Genomic DNA, 23,369 nt, shown 5'->3' on the forward strand with positions numbered 1-23,369 from the left:
CAGACAGATCCCCTCCCGGGACGTCGTCCTCTTCCAGACCTCCCTTCGGGGAGGTCTTTTTCGTGGCTTCTCCTTCCCACGCCAAGTCGCTAGGCTTGTGACACGCAAGCGCTTCAGGCTGCCGCCCGTGCTTCACACTGACACGCCACCGCCGGACCTCACCGTGCCCGACTCCCTGACTTCTCCCGTCACCTCACCCATCGCCGACTGGCGCCGTCGAAAGCGCCATGGTGCCCTGTGGCTCTGGACCAGTGGCCTCGCGGTCCTGGCCGCCTGCCTGCTGGATATCAGCCAGGGCAGTGGCGAGCTGCCCCTGGCACGTCTGCTGCCCGCACTGTGGCAGAGCGAAGCGAACGATCCGCTCGCCCACGCCATCCTCTGGCAACTGCGCCTGCCCATCGCGCTGATGGCGGTGACCGTCGGCGCCTCCCTGGCCATGGCCGGTGCCCAGATGCAGACCCTGCTGCACAACCCGCTGGCCGACCCCTTCACGCTGGGAGTCTCGGCGGCGGCCAGCGTCGGTGCCGGGCTTGGCCTGATCCTGCATCTCGACCTCGTGCAGCTGGTGCTGCCCTCATGGCAGGGCCTCGCAGGCGCAGGGCTTGGGGTCACGCTGAATGCCTTCCTCTTCGCGCTGGGGGCCTCGCTGGTGCTGTGGAGCGCACAGCGCCTGCCCGGCGTCGGCGTACAGACTCTGGTACTGCTGGGCATCGCGCTGATGTTCTTCTTCAATGCCCTGCTGGGTGTGCTGCAGTTCGTCGCCTCGCCCGAGGCATTGCAGCAGCTGATCTTCTGGTCGATGGGCAGCCTCGAGCGCAGCAGCTGGTCACGCCTGGCCGTGTTGAGCCTGGTGATCGCGCTGTGTGCGGTGGTCTTTCATCGTCGACGCAGCGAGCTGACCGCCCTGAGCCTGGGGGAAGCCCAGGCCCGTGCGCTGGGCGTGGACGTGCGCCGCCTGCGTCTGAGCGGCCTGATGTGCACGGCGCTTCTGACCGCCACCGCCGTCTCGTTCGTCGGCAGCGTCGGCTTCATCGGCCTGGTCGCGCCCCACATCGCCCGCCTGCTGGTAGGTGAACAGCAACAGCGCCTGCTGCCCCTCTCGGCACTGATCGGCGCCCTGCTGCTGTCGCTGACCTCGATCCTCAGCCGTTCGCTCATCCCCGGCGTGCTGCTGCCACTGGGCATGATCACCGCGTTGATCGGCCTGCCCTTCTTCGTCAGCCTGACGCTCAAGCGCCGAGGACACGACGGATGAACCAGCGACATCACGCGCCCACCGCCGAATCCGACGCGCCAGCCCGCCTCGCGCAGTCTCGCGACGAAGGCGCTCTCGATGACCAGGGGCTCGTGCTTCAGGATCTCAGCGTCCTGCGCGGGGGGCATCCGGTGCTGGACATGCCGGGCACGCTGCGCGCACACCGTGGCGAGCTGACCGCCCTGCTCGGCCCGAACGGTGCCGGAAAATCGACCCTGTTGCAGACGATCGCCGGGCTACTGCCGGCCAGCGGCCAGCTGTGTCTCGACGGGGAGGCACTGGCGTCCCTCACGCCACGCCAGCGCGCGGCACGTATCGGCTACCTGCCGCAGCTCAGTGAAGGCGGCGCGATGCTTGAGGTCTTCGAGTCGTTGCTGCTGGCGAGACGCCTGGCCGGCCATCTGGACGAGCAGGCCAATCTGCGCCACTGCGAGGCGCTGGTCAGCGCACTGGAGCTGGCCCCGCTGGCCTCCCGACGACTCGGGCAGCTTTCCGGCGGACAGCGCCAGCGTGTCGCCATCGCGCAGGCGCTGGTACGCGAGCCGGCGCTGCTGATGCTGGATGAACCCACCAGCGCCCTGGACCTGCACTTCCAGCTGGCGGTGCTCGACTGGCTTGGCCGCGATGCCCGCGACCGTCAGCGCATCGTGATCGTCGCGCTGCATGACCTGAGCCTGGCCGCGCGGCATGCCGCCCAGCTCTGGCTGCTGGATCGCGGGCGTCTGGCGGCCAGCGGCCCGCCGCGCGAGGTACTGAGCGCCGAGCGACTGCGCGAGGTCTACGCCATCGAGGCACGGGTCGACTGGCCAGAGGATGGCAGCCCGCCCGCCATCGTGGCCCTTCGCGCACTCTAGGCCTGCCAGCTCTTCCCGTTCTTCCAGCCCTGCCGACTCTTCCCGTCCCTTCTGGCGCTTTGCGTTCTGTCAGGCGCGTCGCGTTCGCAAGCGCTCTTGGCCAGCCGCCTCTTGCCTTCTGGCGAAGACAAAAAAAACCGCCCCCGACGCATGCGTCGGGGGCGGTTCTTCACGGGGCCATCAGCCCTCACGCAGACTCAGGACAGGTGAGAGGCCTGAGAGCCGGTGTCGATCATGCCGTGCTGCTGGCCGCCACCATGACCGCCGCCGTGGCCGCCATGACCATGATCGAACAGACCACAACCGCCGAGTGCCAGGGTGGCCGCGACCAGCGCGATCGGGAACAGATTCTTGATACGCATGAGACGTCTCCAATTCAAGGTTCGCTACACAAGACTCCCGTCAGCGAGTCTTCACTATGGCGTTCACTCTACTCACATCGGCGGCCAACGATAATCCTGCGCAACGCCTTTCCTTGATTGCTGCACACCGTGTACAACAATCGCGACGGGCCTGTCTGGGTTTTTCCGGCCCCGGTCCAGATCAACGCGCCTTGAGCCCGCGCATATGCGCCGGAATCACCATGCGCTCGAACAACTCGAACAACAGCTCCGCGCAGATGGCCAGCAGCGCCGCCGGAATCGCGCCGTACAGCACCAGATCATAGTCGTTGAGCGAAAGTCCCGTGACGATGGGTTCGCCCAGCCCGCCCGCGCCGATGAAGGCCGCCAGGGTCGCGGTACCGATGTTGATGATGGCGGCGGTCTTGATCCCCGTCAGCAGATTGGGCGTCGCCAGCGGCAGGATGACGTGACGCAGCTGCTCACGGCGCGTCAGCCCCATCCCGCGCGCCACCTTGACCAGCAGCGGGTCCACCGTCAGCAGTGCGGTAATGGCCGCGCGGATGATCGGCAGCAGGGAGTAGACGAACAGCGCGATCACCGCCGGCACCACCCCGATCCCGAACAGCGGAATCATCAACGCCAGCAGCGCGATGGAGGGGATGGTCTGCAGCAGGCCGGTGACGTAGAGCACGACCCGCGAGACCTTCGGATTGCGGTAGACCAGCAGTGACAGCGGCAGACCGACCAGACACGCCAGCAGCAGCGCGGACAGCGTCAACTGCAGATGCTCGATGAGATTGGTACCGAGCTTGTCCCACTTGGCGCCACTGACTTCGCGTTGCTCGGTGGTGATGCCCTGTTCCTGAATGAAGCGGCTGGCCACCTGGGCGAAGCTCTGCTCCTCGGTGGAGACCTCGGCATTCAGCGCCTGCATGCTGTCCTCATCGAGACTGCCCGCCAGCTGATCCAGCGCCGCGACAGCCTTCTCCGGCAAGGCGGCATTCACGAAGGGCACCGCCAGATACTCGGGGAAATAGCCCTGGTCGTCATCGAGCAGCACGAAGTCGAAGCGCTGGATGTCACCCTCGGTGGAGTAGGCATCGGTGGCGTCGATCTTGCTCTCGCGCAGCGCCTGATAGGCGATGCCGTGTTCGATGCCACGGGGCACCTGCGGCAGCGCGTAGGCATCCGCCAGCCCGGGCCAGCCATCCGAGCGCTTGATGAACTCATGCGACATCGCGATCGAGAGCTCCGGGTGATCCGCCAGATCACCGATCGTCCTGATCCCCAGCGACTCGGCCTGCTCACGCCGCATGCTCACGGCATAGGTATTGTTGAAGCCCAATGGCTTGAGCACCCTGAGCCCCCGTTCACGACTCAGAGCATCGAGCTTGTCGAGCGGCGGCACGCTGTCCAGATTGAGGATGGCGTGCGCCAGGGTGCCGGTGTACTCGGGATAGACATCCAGCTCCCCCTCCGCCAGCCCCTGATAGGTGATGATGGTCTGCCCCAGCCCGAGGCGACGCTCGACCGTGAAGCCGGCATCCTCGAGTACCTGGGCGAAGATCTCGCCGAGCAGATGGCCTTCGCGATCCGCCTTGGAGCCCACCACGATAGGCTTGTCCTCGGGCCATGCCGCGGCTTCCTCTTCCGCGCTGGCAAGCGGACTGCTCACCAGGGCCCCCAGACTCGCCAGCGCCAGGCCGGCGATCATCAGCGCGCCGGACAGCCCGCGGCGCGAACGTTGCAGGACGGGAGTCGTCATCAGCGTCTTCATGCGCGTGCCTCCAGCAGTCGGGCCACGCGCTCATCCGCTGGCGCCCTGGCGATCGTCTCGGGACTGGCAGCCTGCAGCACCACGCCGGGTGCCATCACCACCATGTGGTCGGACAGACTCAGCGCCTCATTCATGTCATGGGTCACCATCACCACGCTGCGCGGCTCTTCCTTCTGCATGCGCTGGAACTGGGCATGCACCTCGATGCGCGTGATCGGGTCCACCGCCGAGAAGGCCTCATCGAGCAGCAGCAACGGTGGCTCCAGCATCATCGCGCGACACAGGCCGACCCGCTGCGCCTGCCCGCCGGAAATCTCATGCGGATAACGCGTCAACAGCGCCAGATCCAGGTCCATCATCTGGAACAGCCGCGTGATGCGCGCCTTGACCCTGTCCGCCGTCCAACCTTCGCGGTCCGCCAGAATGGCGATGTTGTCGCGCACGCTGAGGTGCGGAAACAGGCCGATCTGCTGGACGGCGTAGCCGATGCGTCTGCGCATGGCGGGCAGATTGGCGTAGTCCACCCCCTTGCCGAAGACCTGTACCTCACCGCTGTCTGGGCGTATCAGCCCGTTGATCAGCTGCAGCAAGGTGGACTTCCCGCAGCCACTGGCACCGACCAGCGCGGTAATACGATCACGCGGCAGTTCGAGGTCGATGCCTTCGAACAATCGCTGACCCGAAAAGCCCTTGTGCAGATCGCGAAAGCGAACCGCCGGGGCGCGAGCATCACTCATCGAGAAGATCCTTCTTGCAGGTGAGAGGTGGGCAACGATGACGGCGCCTGCCCGTCGGTCAGGCCTTTTGCCTGCCATTCAGATTAACAGTGACACGCAGGTCAGGCGACTCTGGTCACGGCGTGAGTGCCGGCCAGAGTGGCGGCGCGAGTGCCCGCGCGATCCCAAGAGCCAGCACACGTCAGCTGACACTGCCTGCGACCTTGGTCAAAGCGCACGATGATAACCTTTACGTTAACGTCAACTTTACTCTAGAGTGATTCCAGAGCCACCTCAGGCGGGCTGTCACTGACGAATCTCCCACCGCCTGCACCGGCCATGAACACTGCCTCGCCTGTCGCGTGGCTGCGCGCACAGTCAAGACGCTCGAAGCGCTTCTCACCTCATCGCTGCAAAGGATGCCCGCTCATGCACAGCCTCTATACGCCGCTGGATTTCGGACTCGACGAGACACACACCCTGCTGCGTGAGCAGATCAATGCCTTTGCCCGCGACGAGATCGCACCACGCGCCGCGGAGATCGACGCCAGCAATGCCTTCCCCGATGACCTGTGGCAGAAGTTCGGCGACATGGGCCTGCTGGGCATCACCGTCCCCGAGGAAGATGGCGGCAGTGGCATGGGCTATCTGGCGCACTGCATCGCCATGGAAGAGATCTCGCGGGCCAGTGCCTCGGTGGCGCTGTCCTATGGGGCCCACTCCAACCTGTGCGTCAACCAGATCAAGCTCAACGGCAGCGCGGAGCAGAAGGTGCGCTACCTGCCCAGGCTGATGAGCGGTGAGCATGTCGGTGCCCTGGCGATGTCAGAGCCCGGCGCAGGCTCGGACGTGGTCTCGATGAAGCTCAAGGCCGAGAAGCGCGGTGACCATTACGTGCTCAACGGCAACAAGATGTGGATCACCAATGGCCCGGATGCCCACACGCTGGTCGTCTATGCCAAGACCGACCCGGACGCCGGTTCCAAGGGCATCACCGCCTTCATCATCGAACGCGACTTCCCCGGCTTCTCCACCGCGCAGAAGCTCGACAAGCTGGGCATGCGCGGCTCCAACACCTGCGAACTGGTCTTCCAGGACTGTCAGGTGCCGGCCGAGAACGTGCTCGGCGAGGTCAATCGCGGCGTGAAGGTCCTGATGCGTGGACTGGACTTCGAGCGCACCGTGCTCGCCGCCGGCCCCATCGGCATCATGCGGGCCTGCATGGACATCGTGGTGCCCTATCTGCATGAGCGCCGTCAGTTCGGCCAGGCGATCGGCGAGTTCCAGCTGGTACAGGGCAAGATTGCCGACATGTACACCACGCTGAATGCCTGCCGCGCCTATCTCTACGCCGTGGCCGGCGCCTGTGACCGCGGCCAGACCTCGCGCAAGGACGCCGCCGGCGTCATTCTCTATTGCGCCGAGAAGGCCACCCAGATGGCGCTGGATGCCATCCAGCTGCTGGGCGGCAATGGCTACATCAACGAGTACGCCACCGGCCGTCTGCTGCGCGATGCCAAGCTCTACGAGATCGGTGCCGGCACCAGCGAGATACGCCGCATGCTGATCGGCCGCGAGCTGTTCAATGAAAGCGCATGACGCCCCACACCATCCGTTTCCCTTCGCTGATGGAGCTGCCGCATGGCCATTCTGACCTCCCTGATCAATCCGCGTAGCGACCAGTTCCGTGCCAATCATGCCGCGATGCAGGCCGAGGTCGAGCGCCTGCACCAGCTGCTGGACGGCGTCGCCGCCGGTGGTGGCGACAAGGCCCGCGAACGCCACGAATCGCGCGGCAAGCTGTTCGTGCGGGAACGTATCGACCACCTCATCGATGAGGGATCACCCTTCCTGGAGCTGTCGGCGCTGGCGGCGCATGACGTCTATGACAGCCCGGTGCCCGGCGCGGGGCTGGTCACCGGCATCGGCCGCGTCAGCGGTGTGGAATGCGTCATCGTCGCCAACGATGCCACCGTCAAGGGCGGCACCTATTTTCCGCTGACGGTGAAGAAGCACCTGCGCGCCCAGGAAGTGGCCCGCAAGCATCGCCTGCCCTGCCTCTACCTGGTGGATTCCGGTGGCGCGCATCTGCCCCATCAGGACGAGGTCTTCCCGGACCGCGATCACTTCGGCCGCATCTTCTACAACCAGGCGACACTCTCCGCCGAAGGCATTCCGCAGATCGCCGTGGTGATGGGCTCGTGCACCGCCGGTGGCGCCTACGTTCCGGCGATGGCCGATGAATCCATCATCGTGCGCGAGCAAGGCACCATCTTCCTCGCCGGCCCGCCGCTGGTGAAGGCGGCCACCGGCGAGGACATCAGCGCCGAGGCACTCGGTGGTGCCGAGGTGCACTGCAAGATCAGCGGCGTGGCCGATCACTTCGCCGACAATGACGCCCACGCCCTGCAACTGGCACGGCGAGCCGTCTCGCGCCTCAACTGGCAGCGCAAGGGGCAGCTCGCGCTGCGCGAATCCCGCCCACCTCGGCTGGACCCCAACGAGCTCTACGGCATCGTCGGCACGGACCTCAAGAAGCCCTATGACGTGCGCGAAGTGATCGGTCGGCTGGTGGATGATTCGGACTTCGATGAATTCAAGCGCTACTACGGCGAGACACTGGTGACCGGCTTCGCTCACCTGCACGGCCATCCGGTGGGCATCATCGCCAACAACGGCGTGCTGTTCTCGGAAAGTGCCGTCAAGGGCGCCCACTTCATCGAGCTGTGCGCCCAGCGCAAGATTCCGCTGGTCTTCCTGCAGAACATCACCGGCTTCATGGTCGGCTCACGTTACGAGCACGAGGGCATCGCCAAGCACGGTGCCAAGCTGGTGACGGCGGTGGCCTGTGCCAGGGTCCCCAAGTTCACGGTGCTGATCGGCGGCAGTTTCGGCGCCGGCAACTACGGCATGTGTGGCCGCGCCTACGACCCCAACCTGCTGTTCATGTGGCCCAACGCACGCATCTCGGTGATGGGCGGCGAGCAGGCGGCCAACGTGCTGGCCCAGGTCAAGTATGAGCAGCATGCGCGGGAGGGCCGCGACTGGCCGCAACAGGCACAGGAGGACTTCAAGGCACCGGTGCGCGAACAATACGAGCATCAGGGCCACCCCTGCTATGCCAGCGCCAGACTCTGGGACGATGGCGTGATCGACCCGCTGCAGACCCGCGACATTCTCGGCCTGTCCCTGGCCGCCGCGATGAATGCCGAGATAGAGGAGAGTCGCTTCGGAGTCTTTCGCATGTGATTCGCCCAACCAGACAAACGCACTGACAGCCGACTCTTTGGGTGAATGATGATCCATTGGCTAACTGATTGGACAAGGTGACGATGACTGAATTCTGCCGACTCGAGATCGACAAGCGCGGTGTCGCCACTCTGACCCTGGCGCGCCCCGAGGTGCACAACGCCTTCGATGACCGGTTGATCAAGGCGCTGAACGGCCATCTGACGCACCTGCACGCCCTGGCGAGTCAGGGCGAGGTACGCGTGATGGTGCTGGCCTCCGAAGGCAAGAGCTTCTCGGCCGGGGCCGACCTCAAGTGGATGCAGCGCATGGTCGAGTATTCGCGCGAGGATAACCTTGCCGATTCCCGGGAGCTTGCCCGCCTGATGCAGCTGCTCGATGAACTGCCCTGTCCCAGCGTGTGCCGCGTGCAGGGGGCCACCTTCGGCGGCGCCGTGGGTCTGGCGGCCTGCTGCGACATCGTGCTGGCGGCCGAACGCGCACGCTTCTGTCTCTCCGAGGTGCGCATCGGCCTGGCACCGGCGGTGATCAGCCCCTACGTGCAGCGCGCCATCGGCATGCGCCAGATGCGCCGCTATGCACTGACCGCGGAAGTCATCGATGCCCACACCGCCCACCAGCTGGGGCTGGTGCATGACGTGTGCAGTGATGAATTGCTGGCGGCGCGCGTCGCCGACATGGTGAGCACGCTGCTGGCGACCTCGCCCGAGGCCAGCCGCGCCACCAAGGCCCTGCTCGCCGAGGTGGCCGTCGTCGAGGACGACACCCGGCGTCAGACACGCTGCTGTGAGGTGATCAGTCAGCTGAGGGTCAGTGAACAGGGACAGGCTGGACTGGCGGCATTCTTCGCCGGGACTCGCCCGCCCTGGGCGCCATCCGACGACGACAGCGCATCATCATGACGCGCCCTTCATCGACTCGCGGACAACGTCCTGAGCCACCCTCGGTCTTCTGCTGAGACGCGCCTTGCGACCGCCCCCTTTTTCCACTTCGCCACGGGATCTTGCCATGAACGTCAATCGCGATACTGAACAGCGACTGCCCACCGGTTGCGGTGAGATCCGCAAGCTGCTGATCGCCAACCGAGGTGAGATAGCGGTCCGCGTGATGCGCACCGCTCGCGCCATGGGCATCCAGACCGTTGCGGTCTACTCCGATGCCGATGCCAATGCCCTGCACGTGCGGGAAGCCGACGAAGCCGTGCGCCTCGGCCCTGCCAGCGCCAGGGAGAGCTATCTGGATGTCGACAAGGTCATCGCGGCAGCCCGCCAATGTGGCGCCGATGCCGTGCACCCGGGCTATGGTTTCCTGTCCGAGAATGCCGGCTTCGTGCGCGCCCTGGCCGAGGCCGGACTGATCTTCGTCGGCCCGCCGGAAAGTGCCATCGCGGCCATGGGCGACAAGTCGGCCGCCAAGGCGCGCATGCAGGCCGCCAGCGTGCCGTTGGTGCCCGGCTATCACGGCGATGACCAGAGTGACGCGCTACTGCAGTCCGAAGCCGACCGCATGGGCTACCCGGTCTTGATCAAGGCCTGCGCCGGCGGTGGCGGCAAGGGCATGCGCGTGGTCGAGCAGGCTCGGGAATTCCAGGCAGCGCTGGACAGCTGCCGACGCGAATCCCGCGCGGCCTTCGGCGACGAGCGCATGCTGATCGAGAAATACCTGACCCAGCCGCGCCACGTCGAGGTTCAGGTGTTCTGTGACAGTCATGGCAGTGGCGTCTATCTGTTCGAGCGCGATTGCAGTGTCCAGCGTCGTCATCAGAAGGTGCTGGAAGAAGCCCCGGCACCCGGCCTGACACCGGCACTGCGCCGCGAGATGGGCGAGGCCGCGGTACGCGCCGCACGGGAAATCGGCTACGTCGGCGCCGGTACCATCGAATTCCTGCTCGATGCCCCGCAGCCCGGCAGCGAAAGCCATGGCGCCTTCTACTTCATGGAGATGAATACTCGTCTGCAGGTCGAGCATCCCGTCACCGAGATGATCACCGGCGAGGACCTGGTCGAATGGCAACTGCGCATCGCGCGTGGCGAGCCACTGCCCCGCCAGCAGGATGAGCTTGAGCTCAAGGGTCACAGCTTCGAGGCGCGGCTCTATGCCGAGGACCCCGACAACGACTTCCTGCCGGCCACCGGTCTGCTGGAACGCTTCCGACTGGATCTCATCGGCGCCGGACTTGCCGGTGCCGAGGTCGAGAGCGCGCAACAGGCCTCCGGCTCGACGGCCCTCAAGGTGCGTCTGGACAGCGGCGTCGCCGAGGGCGATGACGTCTCGATGCATTACGACCCGATGCTGGCCAAGCTGATCACCTTCGGCCCGAGCCGTGAACAGGCACTCGATGCGTTGCTGCGTGCCCTGGCGGCGCTCGAGATCCGTGGTGTCACCACCAACCGTGCCTTCCTGACGCGACTGGCGGCGCATCCGGATTTCCGCGCCGCCCATCTGGATACCCGCTTCATCGAGCGTCACCACGCCAGCCTTTTTCCGACGCCGGAGCTGGACCCCGGCACGCTGGCGACGAGTGCCCTGCTGGCCCTGGCACGCCTCAATGACAGCGATGACGCGTCTGGCTCGTCCGCGCCGACCCAGCCCGCCAGCCCCTGGCAGCGCCGTGATGGCTGGCGCAATGGCACGCCCCACCAGGTGACGTTGGCGTTCTGCCTGCCCGGGGACGCCGAATGCGAGGAACACAGCGACAAGGTGGCCCAGGTCATCGCCCGCCGCCCGCGTGCCTCGGGCGGGCCCGCGAGCGTGAACGACGCCCCTCTGCCTGCCTCGGGCTGGCAGCTGGAAGTGATCACCCACTCTCACGGGAAGCGCCAGACGACAAGCCTTGATGGCCACCTGTCGCGTCTTGCCGGCAATGCCATCGCCGTGACGCTGGACGGGCACCGTCGTCGCTATCAGGCCAGTCACGCCCCGGCGCGTGGCGGCGAGCTGCTGGTGCTGACCTGCGCGCAGAGCAGCGACGCACTCCCGTCCGAGTCGCGCCTGCTGTGGCGCCGCGCGGACGCCGTCGACCACGCGCAGCATGAGACCCAGGCAACCCTCAACGCCCCGATGAATGGCACCGTGGTCGCCCAGCTGGTCGAGGCCGGCGTCGCGGTGACGGCCGGCACGCCCTTGATGGTGATGGAGGCCATGAAGATGGAGCACACCATGAACGCGCCCGCCGATGGTCAGGTCGCGCAGTTCCACTTCCGTGCCGGCGACAGCGTCACCCAGGGTGACGTGCTGCTGGAATTCACGGCTGACGACGCCAAGGAGTGAGTGAGCATGCACTTTCCTGACAGCGTACGCATCGTCGAGGTCGGCGCGCGTGATGGCCTGCAGAACGAGCCCACCCATGTCGATACGACGACCAAGCTGGAACTGATCCGGCGCCTTGCCGACTCGGGCCTGCGCCATGTCGAAGCCGCCAGTTTCGTCTCCCCCCGCTGGGTACCCCAGATGGCGGACCATCGCGAGATCATGCTGGCGCTGGCTGAGCATGACACCCGTGGAGTGACCACTTACTCCGCCCTCACTCCCAATCTCAAGGGGCTGGAGGCGGCGCTTGAGTGTGGCGTGCGTGAGGTGGCGGTGTTCGGTGCGGCCAGCGAGTCCTTCTCGCAGCGCAACATCAACTGCTCGATCGCGGAATCTCTCCAGCGCTTCGCCCCCGTGATGGCGCGTGCAGCGGCAGCCGGCGTGCGTGTGCGCGGCTACGTGTCCTGCGTGCTGGGCTGCCCCTATGAGGGCGAGATCGCCCCTGAGCAGGTCGCGGCGGTCGCGCGTGAACTGCGTGACATGGGCTGTCATGAAGTCTCGCTGGGGGACACCATCGGCACCGGCACCCCGCTCAAGGCCAAGCAGATGCTGGAACGCGTCAGCCGCGAGGTGCCGGTCGAACGCCTCGCCGCCCACTTCCACGACACCTATGGGCAAGCGCTTGCCAACCTCTACGCGGTGATGGAAGAAGGCATCGCGGTGATCGACAGCTCGGTGGCCGGGCTGGGGGGCTGTCCCTATGCCAAGGGAGCCTCGGGCAATGTCGCCACCGAGGATGTGCTCTATCTGCTGCAGGGAATGGGCATCGACACTGGCGTGGATCTGGCACGCCTGGCCGCGACCGGCGACTGGATCAGCCGCAAGCTCGGGCGCCCCAATGGCTCACGCGTCGGCCAGGCCCTGATGGCGAACGGCTGATGGCGAGCGGGGAAGGTTGCCGCCGGAATTGCGACCAAGCGCCGCAGCAGTGGGCCATCTGCCCGCAATCGGTGTAGGCTTGCCGGCTTCCGCGCACCGCTTGAGCCCGATGCGCGCCTTTCCATCGCATGTCCTTGCCTTGAGCGCCGCGCACCCCGCAGGCGCACGACACAAGCGGGACAGACTTCAGGACACCGAGATGAGCGCCCTCCCCAACTGCCCGGCCTGCAATTCCGAATTCACCTACGACGACGGCATGCAGTTCGTCTGCCCGGAGTGTGCCCACGAGTGGTCCAAGGAGGCCGTCGTCGAGGACACCGGGCCGGTCTATCGTGATGCCAACGGCAACGAGCTGGTGGATGGCGACACCGTCACCGTGATCAAGGACCTGAAGATCAAGGGCACCTCCTCCGTGGTCAAGGTCGGGACCAAGGTCAAGAACATCCGCCTGATCGAAGGGGACCACGACATCGACTGCAAGGTGGATGGCGTCGGCCCGATGAAGCTCAAGTCCATGTTCGTGAAGAAGGCCTGAGCGGTTCGAGTGCCTCTGGTGACACCAGAGAAGCGTCATGAGCCATGAGCCATGAGCCATGAACCATGAACCATGAAGCCCCGCCAGAGTCTGCTCTGGCGGGGCTTCATGCGCTGATGCTCCAAGACACCCGCTCTCGCCGGGGGGCCGTGAGCACTCACTGCTTGGGAGTCGGCTTGTCCAGGGGCGTGACGTTGGAAATCTCGATCAGCCGTTGCCCACCCACCTTGAATTCGAAACGACCGCTGATCTGGACTTCGCGCCCGAGATAGGCACCGATGCGTTCGGGGGGATGCAGCTCGATACGCTGCTGCCCGGCGCCTTCCAGCCAATAGCGCTCCGGCACCTGCTCACTGCGTATCCTGCCCTGCACGGCCACCTGCTCGCCCTGCCAGGCCTCCGAGTGCTCGAGCAGCGTGGTGACACTGGCAGGACGCGGCGCACCCAGCTCGTCACAGCCGCTCGCCAGCGCCAGCAGCATCGCCACGCCCACCATCAGTCCGCGTTGCCTGTGATCCTTCATGTTCGTTCCTCATGTCGCTGCCCATTTCCCGTGATGGGCAGCGCTCCTGAAAATTCGGGGATGGCGTCTTTCAGGCAATCCTGTCGCGCAGGGGTTCCCGTCCCCTGACACGGCCAGACGACGGATCACCACTCGCGAGGGGGTAAATGCGAAGTTCCGAATACTTCAGTGCCAAGTGTGACAGCTGTTAGACGAAGCGATAAGTCGCCAAGGCGGACAGACCAACAGAATCAGCCAGTCTCATCAGGTCGTCGCGTCTGCCACGGGGCACTCGACCAGTAGCTGGCATGATGGCAAGGTCTCGTCACGTCATGCTTTCGCATGCCCCGCTTGTCATCCTCTCGATCAGGACACAGGTCAGGGTCGCCATGTCGAAGGCCGGCGCCACGTCGGAAACGACGTGGCAGACCCGGCAGGACGAGAGACCATGAAGGACATTCCCCACCCAGAACGCAAGAGACTTCACGATGATGACACGCAAAGTGGCCTATATCACCGGCGGTGCCCAGGGAATCGGACGCGGCATCAGTGACTACCTGCTCGCCCATGGCTGGCGAGTCGCGGTGGTGGATATCGACGTCCGGGCGGGCGAGCAGTATCTGGCGAGTCACGCCGCGATCCACGGCGAGCCGGACAGCCTGCGCGTCGAGGCCGTGGATGTGCGCAATGAAGACGCCGTCGCCGCCAGCATCGCGACCACCTGCCAGGCCTTCGGGCGCCTGGACGCCGTGATCAACAACGCCGCGATCGCCGACCCCTTCCAGGGCAAGCTCGAGGGACTGTCCCTTGAACGCTGGCATCAGGTACTGGATACCAGCCTGACCAGCAGCTTCCTGACCGCCAAGCACGCCGCGCGCCATCTGCGCGAGACCGGCGGCAGCATCGTCAATCTGGCCTCCAGCCGCGCCCTGCAATCCGAGCCGGATACCGAGGCCTACGCCGCCAGCAAGGGCGGCATCGTCGCCCTCACCCACGCCATGGCGATGAGCCTGGGGCCGGAGATTCGCGTCAATGCGGTCAGTCCGGGCTGGATCGATGCAAGCCGCCTGCAGAAGGACGGTGAGGCGGAGTCGCTGAGTGACGAAGACCACGCCCAGCATCCCGTCGGACGCGTCGGCCATGTCGATGACATCGCCGCGCTGGTGGCCTTTCTGATCTCGGACAAGGCCGGCTTCATCACCGGTCAGAATCATGTCGTCGATGGCGGCATGACCCGCAAGATGGTTTACGCCGACTGATAAGACAACGCCGACTGATACGACAAGGCCGACTGAGACGACAACGCCTGACGCGATTGCACGTCAGGCGTTGTCAGTTCTTGAGCTGCGTCCGGGTTTCCCTGAACGCTCAACTGCGGACTTCTCGCGCGCGGGCCGTGGTCACACCGCGTGCGGTGCCAGCCACTGCTTGAGCTGACCGGCCTGCATCACGCCGGATTCGCGCGCCAGCTCCTTGCCCTGCTTCATCACCAGCAACGTCGGAATGCTGCGGATGCCGAAACGACCGGCCAGCGCCTGCTGGGCTTCGGTGTCGATCTTGGCGAAACGCACGCGGGTACCCATCTGCGCCGCGACCTCATTGAAGATCGGCCCCATCATCTTGCACGGACCGCACCAGCTGGCCCAGAAGTCGATCACCACCGGCATCTCGCTGCGCGTGACCAGTGCCTCGAAGTTGGCGCTGGTCAGTTCCAGCGGCTCCTGGGGCAGCACGGCGGCGCTGCACTTGCCGCAGACGGGATTGTCATCCAGACGCGCGGTGGCCACACGATTGAGGGCAAGACATTGCGGACAGGCCAGCACGAGGGATTCAGACATGATCGGACTCCAGAAGAATGGGGATGCGGCGCGCTGCGCTGACGACTCAGCGTCAGACACGTACTGATAGCGCAGATCATACGACTCGTGGGCCGATAAGCAATTGAGGCATCTTATCGCCCTGATTGGCTGGCTGTATCAGCCGCTCACGGGCTGGCATCTGCCCCCTCGGGATATTCCCTCATCGGCGACACGGGCCCTGCCAGTCATGGCAGGGCCCGTGTCGTTCATCCCCCGTGCGCCCCATGCCGTCAGGTCACACGCTGGCCAGCCCGAACTTGATGCACAGCGTCACCAGCACCAGCAGGAAGAGGGTTTCCACCACCATCAGGATCACCGGCTTCCAGCCCACCACCGCCAGCTTCTGAAACGACGTCTTGACGCCCAGCGCGGCAATCGCCGCCACCAGACACCAGCGTGAGAGGTCGGTGAAGCCTTCCACGGCGACGCTGGGCACCCAGCCGAGGCTGTTGATCAGCACCAGAGCCACGAAGGCGATCAGGAAGGTGGGAAACATCGGCACCTTGCCCCCCTCATCGCCATTGGCCTGGCGTGCACTGCGAAACAGCAGCATGAAGACCATCACCGCCGGTACCAGCATCGCCACGCGCAGCAGCTTGACGAAGGTGGAGACATCGCCGGTGTGCTCGGAAATGATGTAGCCCGCCCCCACCACCTGGGCCACGTCGTGGATGGTGCCGCCGAGGAAGATGCCGGCCTCGGTATCCTCAAGCCCCAGCAGTCTGACGATCAGCGGATAGGTGATCATCGCCACGGTCGAGAGGGTCGTCACCCCGACCACGGTCATGATGGTGTGACGCTCACTGGTGGCGTTGCGCGGCATCACCGCCGAGAGCGCCAGCGCCGCCGAGGCTCCGCAGATGGCCACCGAGCCACCGGTCAACAGCCCCATGTCACGGTCCAGCCCCATCACGCGCGCCAGCAGCGCGCCGAACACGATGGTGGCCACCACCCCGAGCACTACCGTGATCACCGGGCCAACACCGAGACTTGCGACCTGCTCCAGCGTGATGCGCACGCCCAATAGCGCCACGCCGAGGCGCAGTACCGTCTTGGAGGCGAACTCGATCCCCGCCTTGCAGGGCCCGTCCTCGGAGAGAAAGTGCAGCGACATGCCGAACAGCAAGGCATACAGCAGCGTCGGGCCGCCGTAATGATCAGCGATGAAGGTGGTCGCCAGCGCGATGAGGATGCAGATCAGCAGGCCCGGCATGATGATGCGCACGCGCCCTTCCAGATTCCGCAACAGACGGGCAGGCGGTGTCGATGTGTCGTGAAGTGATGAGCTGTCGTGATTGGCCACGCGAATATCCCATGAAAAGGCAAGAAGGATGGCAGGGCCTGAGCCCTGCCCTGGAAGATGACAGATGCCGGTACCTGCTAGCTCGCCTGCGCCATCTCGCGCTGAGCCGCCTTGATCATGTCAGCGGCCTTCTCGGCGATCATGATGGTCGGGGCATTGGTGTTGCCCGAGACGATCACCGGCATGATCGAGGCATCGACCACCCGCAATCCGTGCAGGCCATGCACTCGCAGCGCGTCATCCACCACCGCCAGCGGGTCGTGGCCCATCTTGCAGGTCCCCGCCGGGTGATAGATGGTCTGGCTGAACTGGCGCGCGGCCTCCAGCAACTCCTCGTCACTCTCGTACTGCACGCCGGGCACGTACTCTTCGCTGATCACGGCGGCCAGCGGTGCCGCCCGGGCGATACGCCGCGCCACCTTGATGGCGTCCACCACCACGCGGCGATCTTCCTCGGCACTGAGGTAGTTGGGCTGGATGGAGGGATAGACGCTGGCATCCGCGCTGGTGATGCGCACATGGCCGCGGCTGTGCGGGCGCAACTGGCATACGGACGAGGTGAATGCCGAGAACGGATGCACGCCATCGGCGGGCTTGTCGGCACTCAGCGGCTGCATGTGGAACTGGATATCCGGGCGTGTCAGCCCCTCGCGTGACTGGGTAAAGGCACACACCTGGCTGGCCGCCAGGGTCAGCGGGCCGGTGCGTGTGAAGAGGTACTGGGTGCCGACCGCCAGCTTCTTGATCGGGCTGCGCACTTCATCATTGAGGGTGCGGCACTGGGTCTTGAACACCAGCCGCACCTGCAGGTGGTCCTGCAGGTTTTCCCCGACGCCCGGCAGCGCATGCAGGCATTCCACCCCGATACTGGCCAGATGCTCAGGGTCCCCGATGCCGGAGCACTGCAGGATCTGCGGACTGCCGATGGCGCCGCTGGACAGCACCACTTCGCGCTCCGCCCGCGCCGAGCAGACATTGCCCTTCACCTCGTACTCGACCCCGACCGCGCGCTTGCCTTCCAGCAATACCCGACGGCAGTGAGCATGCTTGACCAGCGTCAGATTGCTGCGCGTGAGCGCCGGACGCAGGAATGCCTTGGCCGTGCTGCAGCGCAGGCCCCGATACGTGGTCTGCTGGAAATAGCCCACCCCCTCCTGACGCTCGCCATTGACGTCCTGGTTGAGCGGAATCCCCGCCTCTACCGCTGCCTGGATGAAGCGCTCGGCGACCTCTCGCTTGAGGCGCAGATCCGAGACATGCAGTGGACCATCCGCCCCATGCCACTGGTTGGCCCCCCGCGCCTGGCACTCCGACTTGCGGAAATATGGCAGGACAGACTGATAGTCCCAACCTTGATTGCCCTCGGCGGCCCAGTCGTCGTAATCCTCGCGCTGGCCACGAATGTACAGCAGCCCATTGAGCGAACTGGACCCCCCCAGCACCTTGCCGCGCGGCCATTGCAGCCGACGACCATTGATGCCGGCATCCGGGTCGGTCAGGTAGCACCAGTCGGTGGCAGGGTTGTGCATGGTCTTGAAATACCCGACCGGCACATGGATCCACGGATTCCAGTCTGAGCCACCGGCTTCGAGCAGCAGCACCTTGATGGAAGGGTCTTCGGTGAGACGATTGGCCAGTACGCAACCGGCGGAACCCGCCCCGATCACGATGTAGTCATAGAAGGCTTTGGCGTCTGCATTGGCGTAACGTGTTGTTTTCATTATTTTCTCAACCATATTGAGACATATTGTCTCGTAATCATGGTATCGAAAGCATGTTTCGTCAAATACGAAACAAAACGTCTCGTTTATTTTGCCAAAGCACAAGAACTGCCCTACATTGAGATTTGTCTCGCGCCGGTAAGGGATGTGAAACGCCCCCGAAGCCGAAGCGGAACCCAGTCACACGCTCGCTTTCGTCACGTGTGAAAAGACACCACAAGAAAAAGACGCCAACAGGTGTCATGACGCCAGGGAACACCAGATTCCCACTGCGTTCAGCCCAGACTGCATCCCACCACAAAAGCAAACACAACACCGGGAGCACTACCATGCCATCGCCACTCAGCAAGTTGTCACGCCGTGACTTTCTCGACATCTCGGGCCGCTTCGGTCTGACCTCGACCCTGCTGGCCGCCACCGGCCTCGGCGCAGGTCTTACCGCGTCCACGCTGGCGCGTGCCGCCGATCAGGAGCAGCAGAAACGCTACAAGACTGCGCCCAAGTTCCAGCTGCGCTTCGGTGCCTCGGGCTTCAACGAGCGCAATCTCGATATCCAGAAGTCCGGCCAGCTGTTCTTCGCGCGGGATCTGGAAGAACGCACCAACGGCGCCATCCGCGTCGAATTCATGGGCAGCAACGAGGTCTGCAACCAGCTGGACTGCGTGGCCAAGACCCAGCAGGGCATCGTCGACATCTACTCGGCCTCCACCCAGAATTCCTCGGGCAGCGCGCCCTACCTGAACGTGCTCGACTTCGCCTATCTGTTCCCCACCGTCGCCTCGATGTTCCACTTCTTCTATCACAGGAAGAGCGAGCAGCTGCTGCGTGAACCCCTGCGCCAGCGCCACAACCTACAGTTTTTGTTCACCCACTGTGACCTGCGCGGCATCATGCTCGGCCTCAAGTGGCAGGACAAACCGCTGGTCACCAGCATCGACCAGCTCAAGGGCACCAAGAACCGCGTCACCGGCACCCAGATGGGACGGATCGCCATGGAGCAGCTGGGCCTGAATCCGGTGCCGGTCGCCTGGGAAGAGACCCTCGATGGCCTGCGTCAGGGCCTGCTGGATGGCGCCGAGACCTGGATGAGCGCCGTGGCCTACGCCGGCATGGCCCCGGTGGTCTCCCAGGCCGTCGACCTGCGCTTCTTCGCCGGCACCGAGCACACCGGCATGAGCCTGCCCAAGTTCGACAGCCTCGGCGCAGAACTGCAGGACCAGGTGATGGAGTCCGCCTACTGCGCACAGATCTTCACCCAGGGCATGAACGAGGCCGGGCGCTTCGAGATCGTCGGGGCCACCGAGCACCCCGCCCCCGGCACCGTCTTCGCCGAGAACAACGTGCGCGTGGCACCGCTGTCGGATGCCGAGCGCTCACGTGCCGAACAGATGTGCTCGCCGGAATTCAATCCCGAGCCGTGGGAGCAATGGCGTGAGCGCCTCAACAAGTGGTCCGGCGGTCTCGACATCTATCAGGAAATCCATGCCGTCGCGCGTGAGATCTCCCGCGACACTGCCGCCGTCAACGTCAAGCCGCAGCGCTGGTGGAGGGGGTAATGGGCGATACCACCATCTTCAGCCAACCGACCAAGCACCCCGCCATCAAGAAGGCCGCGCCCTGGGCGCGTCCCTTCCTGTGGCTGGATGCCCATCTGGAACAGGTCGTCATCCTGATCGCCTATTCCGGCATGGCCGGCATCATCTTCGTCGAAGTCATCCGGCGCTTCTTCTTCGGCCTGCAGGCCCCCTGGAGCACCAGCATTCCGGTGCTGCTGTTCCTGTGGCTGACCTGGTTCGGCGCCTCGCTCAACGTCAAGAAGCGCACTCACCTGAGCCTCAACGAGATCCGCATGAAGCTGCCCCGCGGTGGCCAGTTCGCCTGTCTGATTCTGGATGCCGTGCTGTGGATCGGCTTCGGGCTGATGGTGATCTACTTCACCACCACCCAGGTGACGCTGGCCTATGACAACTACGCCATCGTGCCGGGCACCGACAACGTCATGCAGTGGTGGTTCTACCTCGCCACGCCGCTGGCGTGGGTGATGATCATCTATCGCGTGCTGCAGAATCTCTACGCCGACTGGGCGCGCTATCGCCGCGGCGAGTCCTTCAACCTGCAACCGTCCATCATGGACTGAGGAGGTCATCATGACTGACAGCATCTGGATCTCCCTGATCACGGCGGGCGTGACGGCCTTCTTCCTGCTGGGAGTGCCCATCTTCCTCGTCATCGGCCTGTGGGTGGTCGGCACCAGTCTGGTGATCGACTTCACGCTGGCCAATGTCGGGGTCACCCTCTTCCAGGGCCTGAGCTTCTTCGGCCTGCTGGCGCTGCCGCTGTTCATCCTCACGGGGGACCTGATCAACGCGGCGGGGATCGCCAAGCGACTCTCCGACTTCGCCTACTCGACCCTGAGCTGGATGCGCGGCGGCATGGGCATGTCGACCCTCGGCGCCTGTGGCCTGTTCGCGGCGATTTCCGGCTCCAACGCCGGCACCACCGCCACCATCGGCTCGATCATGCAGCCCGAGATGGTCAAGAACGGCTATGACGAGCGCTTCGCGGCCGCCACGGCCGCCTCCGGCGGGACCGTGGGCATCATCATTCCGCCCAGCATCATCTTCATCGTCTACGGCTTCATGATGAATCTGTCGATCAGCGACCTGTTCATCGCCGGCATGGTGCCGGGCGCCCTGATGGTCATCGCGATGATGGTCGCCTGCTATCTGGTGGCCCGCCGAAATGGCTGGGGCCAGCTGCAACCCTTCAAGGCGGGCGTCAGCGCGAGGCTGGCACGCAAGGCCTATCTGGGCTTCGCGACCATCGGCGTGGTGGTCTACGGCATCTACTCGGGCAAGTTCTCGCCGACGGAAGCCGCCGCCATCACCGTGGGCTTCACCATGATCGCGGGACTGCTGATCACACGGGAAATCAGCCTGAAGAAGCTGCCGACCATCATGCTGCGCTCAGGCCAGATAGCCGGCATGCTGGCACCGCTGATCGCCATCTCGGTGGTCATGCAGCAGCTGCTGTCGGTACTGGGGGCCGGTCAGGCGCTCAGCGACATGCTCAGCGGTATCGACAACTACTATCTGACGCTTGGCACCTGCATGCTGATCATCCTGCTGGCCGGCATGATTCTGGAAAGCCTGCCGGTGACCATCATCCTGGCGCCGATTCTCGCCCCCATCGCCCAGCAGGCCGGCGTGGACCCGATCCACTTCTCGGTCATCTTCCTGGTCGGTGCGGCCATCGGCTTCGTCACGCCCCCCTTCGGGCTCAATCTGTATGTCGCCAGCAGCATCACCGGCATCTCCTACGTCAGACTGGTGAAGTTCGTGATTCCCTACTTCATCGCCCTGATGGCCTGCTGGCTGGCCATCTGTCTGATTCCGTCTCTTTCCCTGTTCCTGGTAAACCTGTAACACTAGCCTCATCGACAGCCCCGCGAGGGGCTGTCTTCGTCTCATTGCCGCTGCGGACACCCCCGTTCCCGGTTGACGTGATGAATCGATGCACTGACGCCCTGCCGACCTGCACCTGACGGCCGACATGTCCCTTGAGACCTTCCGCGACATGCACCGACAGGCAGGATGAGGACACTAGATGAGCAAGGACACTCCCACGAATTCGACGCTCTTTCGCGCGCTGGGCCTGCTGGAAGAGGTCGTCACCGCTCAGCACCCCATCAGCGCCGCGGATCTCGAGAAGCGCTTCGAGATTCCCAAGCCCACCGTGCACCGTCTGCTCAAGCAGCTGGAAGAACAGCAGCTGATCAGCCGGGATCTGGATGGCCGTCACCTGTTGCCCGGCCAGCGTTTCCGGCGCATGTCGCTGGGCGCACTGGCCAATGAGGGCCTCAAGGCGCCGCGCCGCGTGCTGCTGGAAAAGCTGGCCGGGAAGGTCGGCGAGACCTGCAACCTGACCCTGCTGGATGGCCACGAGGTGATGTACTACGACCGCGTGGAAACCAACTGGCCGGTGCGTATCCAGCTGGCCCCCGGCTCGCACCTGCCCTTGCACTGCACCGCGAGCGGCAAGCTGTTTCTGGCACTGATGCCGCTGCACCGTCGCCGCGCGCTGCTGCAGAGTCTCGCGCTCGAGGCCCATACACCCTGCACGCTGACCTCGCGGGCTACGCTGGAAGAGGCACTCGACACCGTGGTGCGCAATCAGCTGAGCACCGACGACGAGGAGTTCATCCAGGGCATGGTGGCGATTGCCGTGCCGGTCTTCGATGAGGTCGGCCAGATCCAGGCCACCCTGGCGATCCATGCACCGCGCCTGCGCCACTCCATCGAGTCCTTGCTGGAGTGGGCACCGCTGATGCGCCAGATCGCCACTGAACTGGAAGGCACGCTCTAGCCCGTGGCTTCCCCGCTGCATCGCCTGAAAGACATCGCTCGAGTTGCATGACACCCAAACAGCTCGCCCCCGCAGACAGTCACTGTCCTGTGGGGGCGAGCTGTTTCATATGCCGTCTTGCTGCCTCCGCCTGTTTCCAAGGCGTCTCTTTCGGGGCGTCTCTTTAGGGGCGTCTCTCCCCCTGGGCTCAGGGCGTCGGTACCACCACCACCGGAATGCTGGCGCGCTTGATCACCCCCTTGGTGACCTTGCCCGCATAGGAGGCCACGAAGCCGCGCTTGTTGGTGGCCATGATGATCATGTCGCAGTCATGGCGCGTGGCGTAGCGGATGATCTCCGAGGCCGGATAGCCCTCCACCACATTCAACCCGGCGATCACCGGACGTGGATCGCCGTCGTCATGGGTGCTCCAGAAGTCCTCCATCATCTTTTCAAGGTTCTCCCTCGCCTGATCGAGCCGTTGCTGCATCAGGCCCTCCAGCGTCGGCTTGTGACGGATGTTGACCTTGAGGGTGTTCATCACGTCATCCGACAGCGCCTTCACCGCATGCAGCACATGCAGCTCGGCGCCCGTCGCGCCCGCCAACCATACCGAGCGCGCCAGTACCCGCTCACAGTCTCCGCGCAGGCCCACACAACACAGGATTCGTCTGACTGCCGGCATATCCACTCTCCTTGCCGTTGATGAGAGGCATCAGGTG

General features: G+C 64.8%; 21 protein-coding genes. 13 read left to right on the top strand and 8 right to left on the bottom strand.

The genetic code is table 11. The features are described from left to right. Nucleotides 1-127 precede the first annotated feature (127 nt). Both AC26AR_RS11995 and AC26AR_RS12000 read left to right on the top strand, forming a co-directional pair. Nucleotides 128-1,255, top strand: a complete 1,128-nt coding sequence (locus tag AC26AR_RS11995) for a FecCD family ABC transporter permease (RefSeq protein ID WP_488107102.1) — start codon at nucleotides 128-130, stop codon at nucleotides 1,253-1,255. Further along, nucleotides 1,252-2,109, top strand: a complete 858-nt coding sequence (locus AC26AR_RS12000; protein WP_488107103.1) for an ABC transporter ATP-binding protein — start codon at nucleotides 1,252-1,254, stop codon at nucleotides 2,107-2,109. The genes AC26AR_RS11995 and AC26AR_RS12000 overlap by 4 nt, the downstream gene beginning before the upstream one ends. A 197-nt stretch (nucleotides 2,110-2,306) precedes the next feature. Here the strand turns inward: AC26AR_RS12000 and AC26AR_RS12005 are convergent, their stop codons facing one another. The 3 genes from AC26AR_RS12005 to AC26AR_RS12015 all read right to left on the bottom strand — a co-directional run bounded on the left by AC26AR_RS12005 (nucleotide 2,307) and on the right by AC26AR_RS12015 (nucleotide 4,967). Next, nucleotides 2,307-2,471, bottom strand: coding sequence for a hypothetical protein (locus tag AC26AR_RS12005; protein ID WP_167592973.1), 165 nt, complete (start codon nucleotides 2,469-2,471; stop codon nucleotides 2,307-2,309). A gap of 181 nt (nucleotides 2,472-2,652) precedes the next feature. Next, nucleotides 2,653-4,218 carry a glycine betaine ABC transporter substrate-binding protein gene (locus tag AC26AR_RS12010; RefSeq protein ID WP_205694062.1) on the bottom strand — a complete coding sequence of 522 codons (1,566 nt, stop codon included), beginning with the start codon at nucleotides 4,216-4,218 and terminating at the stop codon, nucleotides 2,653-2,655. Nucleotides 4,219-4,226: 8 nt separating this feature from the next. Next, a complete protein-coding gene (locus AC26AR_RS12015) occupies nucleotides 4,227-4,967 on the bottom strand; it encodes an ATP-binding cassette domain-containing protein (protein ID WP_488107104.1) in 741 nt (246 codons plus the stop codon). Between the two features lie 408 nt (nucleotides 4,968-5,375). Here AC26AR_RS12015 and AC26AR_RS12020 point away from each other — a divergent pair, with 408 nt between their 5' ends. The 6 genes from AC26AR_RS12020 (at nucleotide 5,376) to AC26AR_RS12045 (ending at nucleotide 12,918) form a co-directional block, all read left to right on the top strand. Then, nucleotides 5,376-6,545 (top strand): isovaleryl-CoA dehydrogenase, encoded by a 1,170-nt coding sequence (locus AC26AR_RS12020; protein WP_488107105.1) that lies wholly within the window; start codon nucleotides 5,376-5,378, stop codon nucleotides 6,543-6,545. Between the two features lie 42 nt (nucleotides 6,546-6,587). Next, nucleotides 6,588-8,195 carry a carboxyl transferase domain-containing protein gene (locus tag AC26AR_RS12025; protein ID WP_191237512.1) on the top strand — a complete coding sequence of 536 codons (1,608 nt, stop codon included), beginning with the start codon at nucleotides 6,588-6,590 and terminating at the stop codon, nucleotides 8,193-8,195. A gap of 83 nt (nucleotides 8,196-8,278) precedes the next feature. After that, nucleotides 8,279-9,097: an enoyl-CoA hydratase-related protein gene (locus AC26AR_RS12030; protein ID WP_488107106.1), complete on the top strand. Its 819-nt coding sequence runs from the start codon at nucleotides 8,279-8,281 to the stop codon at nucleotides 9,095-9,097. A gap of 106 nt (nucleotides 9,098-9,203) precedes the next feature. Further along, nucleotides 9,204-11,465, top strand: coding sequence for an acetyl/propionyl/methylcrotonyl-CoA carboxylase subunit alpha (locus tag AC26AR_RS12035; RefSeq protein WP_488107107.1), 2,262 nt, complete (start codon nucleotides 9,204-9,206; stop codon nucleotides 11,463-11,465). Between the two features lie 6 nt (nucleotides 11,466-11,471). After that, nucleotides 11,472-12,383 (top strand): hydroxymethylglutaryl-CoA lyase, encoded by a 912-nt coding sequence (locus AC26AR_RS12040; RefSeq protein ID WP_488107108.1) that lies wholly within the window; start codon nucleotides 11,472-11,474, stop codon nucleotides 12,381-12,383. 199 nt (nucleotides 12,384-12,582) lie between these two features. Beyond that, nucleotides 12,583-12,918: a zinc ribbon domain-containing protein YjdM gene (locus AC26AR_RS12045; RefSeq protein ID WP_077374863.1), complete on the top strand. Its 336-nt coding sequence runs from the start codon at nucleotides 12,583-12,585 to the stop codon at nucleotides 12,916-12,918. A gap of 157 nt (nucleotides 12,919-13,075) precedes the next feature. Here the strand turns inward: AC26AR_RS12045 and AC26AR_RS12050 are convergent, their stop codons facing one another. Then, nucleotides 13,076-13,441, bottom strand: a complete 366-nt coding sequence (locus AC26AR_RS12050) for a hypothetical protein (RefSeq protein ID WP_077374866.1) — start codon at nucleotides 13,439-13,441, stop codon at nucleotides 13,076-13,078. A gap of 467 nt (nucleotides 13,442-13,908) precedes the next feature. Between AC26AR_RS12050 and AC26AR_RS12055 the strand changes: the two genes are divergently transcribed. Next, on the top strand, nucleotides 13,909-14,679 hold the full coding sequence (locus tag AC26AR_RS12055; RefSeq protein WP_488107109.1) for an SDR family oxidoreductase: 771 nt from the start codon (nucleotides 13,909-13,911) through the stop codon (nucleotides 14,677-14,679). Between the two features lie 141 nt (nucleotides 14,680-14,820). On the opposite strand, the gene trxC is transcribed toward AC26AR_RS12055, so the two are convergent. From trxC to AC26AR_RS12070, 3 genes are all read right to left on the bottom strand, one after another. Then, nucleotides 14,821-15,258: a thioredoxin TrxC gene (gene trxC / locus AC26AR_RS12060; RefSeq protein ID WP_077374872.1), complete on the bottom strand. Its 438-nt coding sequence runs from the start codon at nucleotides 15,256-15,258 to the stop codon at nucleotides 14,821-14,823. Nucleotides 15,259-15,514: 256 nt separating this feature from the next. Continuing rightward, entirely contained in the window at nucleotides 15,515-16,504 is a 990-nt protein-coding gene (locus tag AC26AR_RS12065) for a YeiH family protein (protein ID WP_255303127.1), read from the bottom strand. Between the two features lie 155 nt (nucleotides 16,505-16,659). Beyond that, nucleotides 16,660-18,303 carry a GMC family oxidoreductase gene (locus AC26AR_RS12070; protein WP_488107110.1) on the bottom strand — a complete coding sequence of 548 codons (1,644 nt, stop codon included), beginning with the start codon at nucleotides 18,301-18,303 and terminating at the stop codon, nucleotides 16,660-16,662. A gap of 329 nt (nucleotides 18,304-18,632) precedes the next feature. On the opposite strand from AC26AR_RS12070, the gene AC26AR_RS12075 reads away from it, so the two are divergent. From AC26AR_RS12075 to AC26AR_RS12090, 4 genes are all read left to right on the top strand, one after another. Next, a complete protein-coding gene (locus AC26AR_RS12075) occupies nucleotides 18,633-19,859 on the top strand; it encodes a TRAP transporter substrate-binding protein (RefSeq protein ID WP_191237517.1) in 1,227 nt (408 codons plus the stop codon). Further along, nucleotides 19,859-20,440, top strand: coding sequence for a TRAP transporter small permease (locus tag AC26AR_RS12080; RefSeq protein WP_077374878.1), 582 nt, complete (start codon nucleotides 19,859-19,861; stop codon nucleotides 20,438-20,440). The genes AC26AR_RS12075 and AC26AR_RS12080 overlap by 1 nt, the downstream gene beginning before the upstream one ends. 10 nt (nucleotides 20,441-20,450) lie before the next feature. Further along, complete coding sequence (locus AC26AR_RS12085; RefSeq protein ID WP_488107111.1) at nucleotides 20,451-21,728, top strand: TRAP transporter large permease; 1,278 nt, start codon at nucleotides 20,451-20,453, stop codon at nucleotides 21,726-21,728. Nucleotides 21,729-21,909: 181 nt separating this feature from the next. Beyond that, nucleotides 21,910-22,668, top strand: coding sequence for an IclR family transcriptional regulator (locus AC26AR_RS12090; RefSeq protein WP_084208082.1), 759 nt, complete (start codon nucleotides 21,910-21,912; stop codon nucleotides 22,666-22,668). 187 nt (nucleotides 22,669-22,855) lie between these two features. Here the strand turns inward: AC26AR_RS12090 and AC26AR_RS12095 are convergent, their stop codons facing one another. Next, nucleotides 22,856-23,332, bottom strand: coding sequence for a universal stress protein (locus tag AC26AR_RS12095; protein ID WP_136938739.1), 477 nt, complete (start codon nucleotides 23,330-23,332; stop codon nucleotides 22,856-22,858). Nucleotides 23,333-23,369: the final 37 nt, after the last annotated feature.

This window comes from Cobetia sp. PS-4MA (assembly GCF_057670765.1).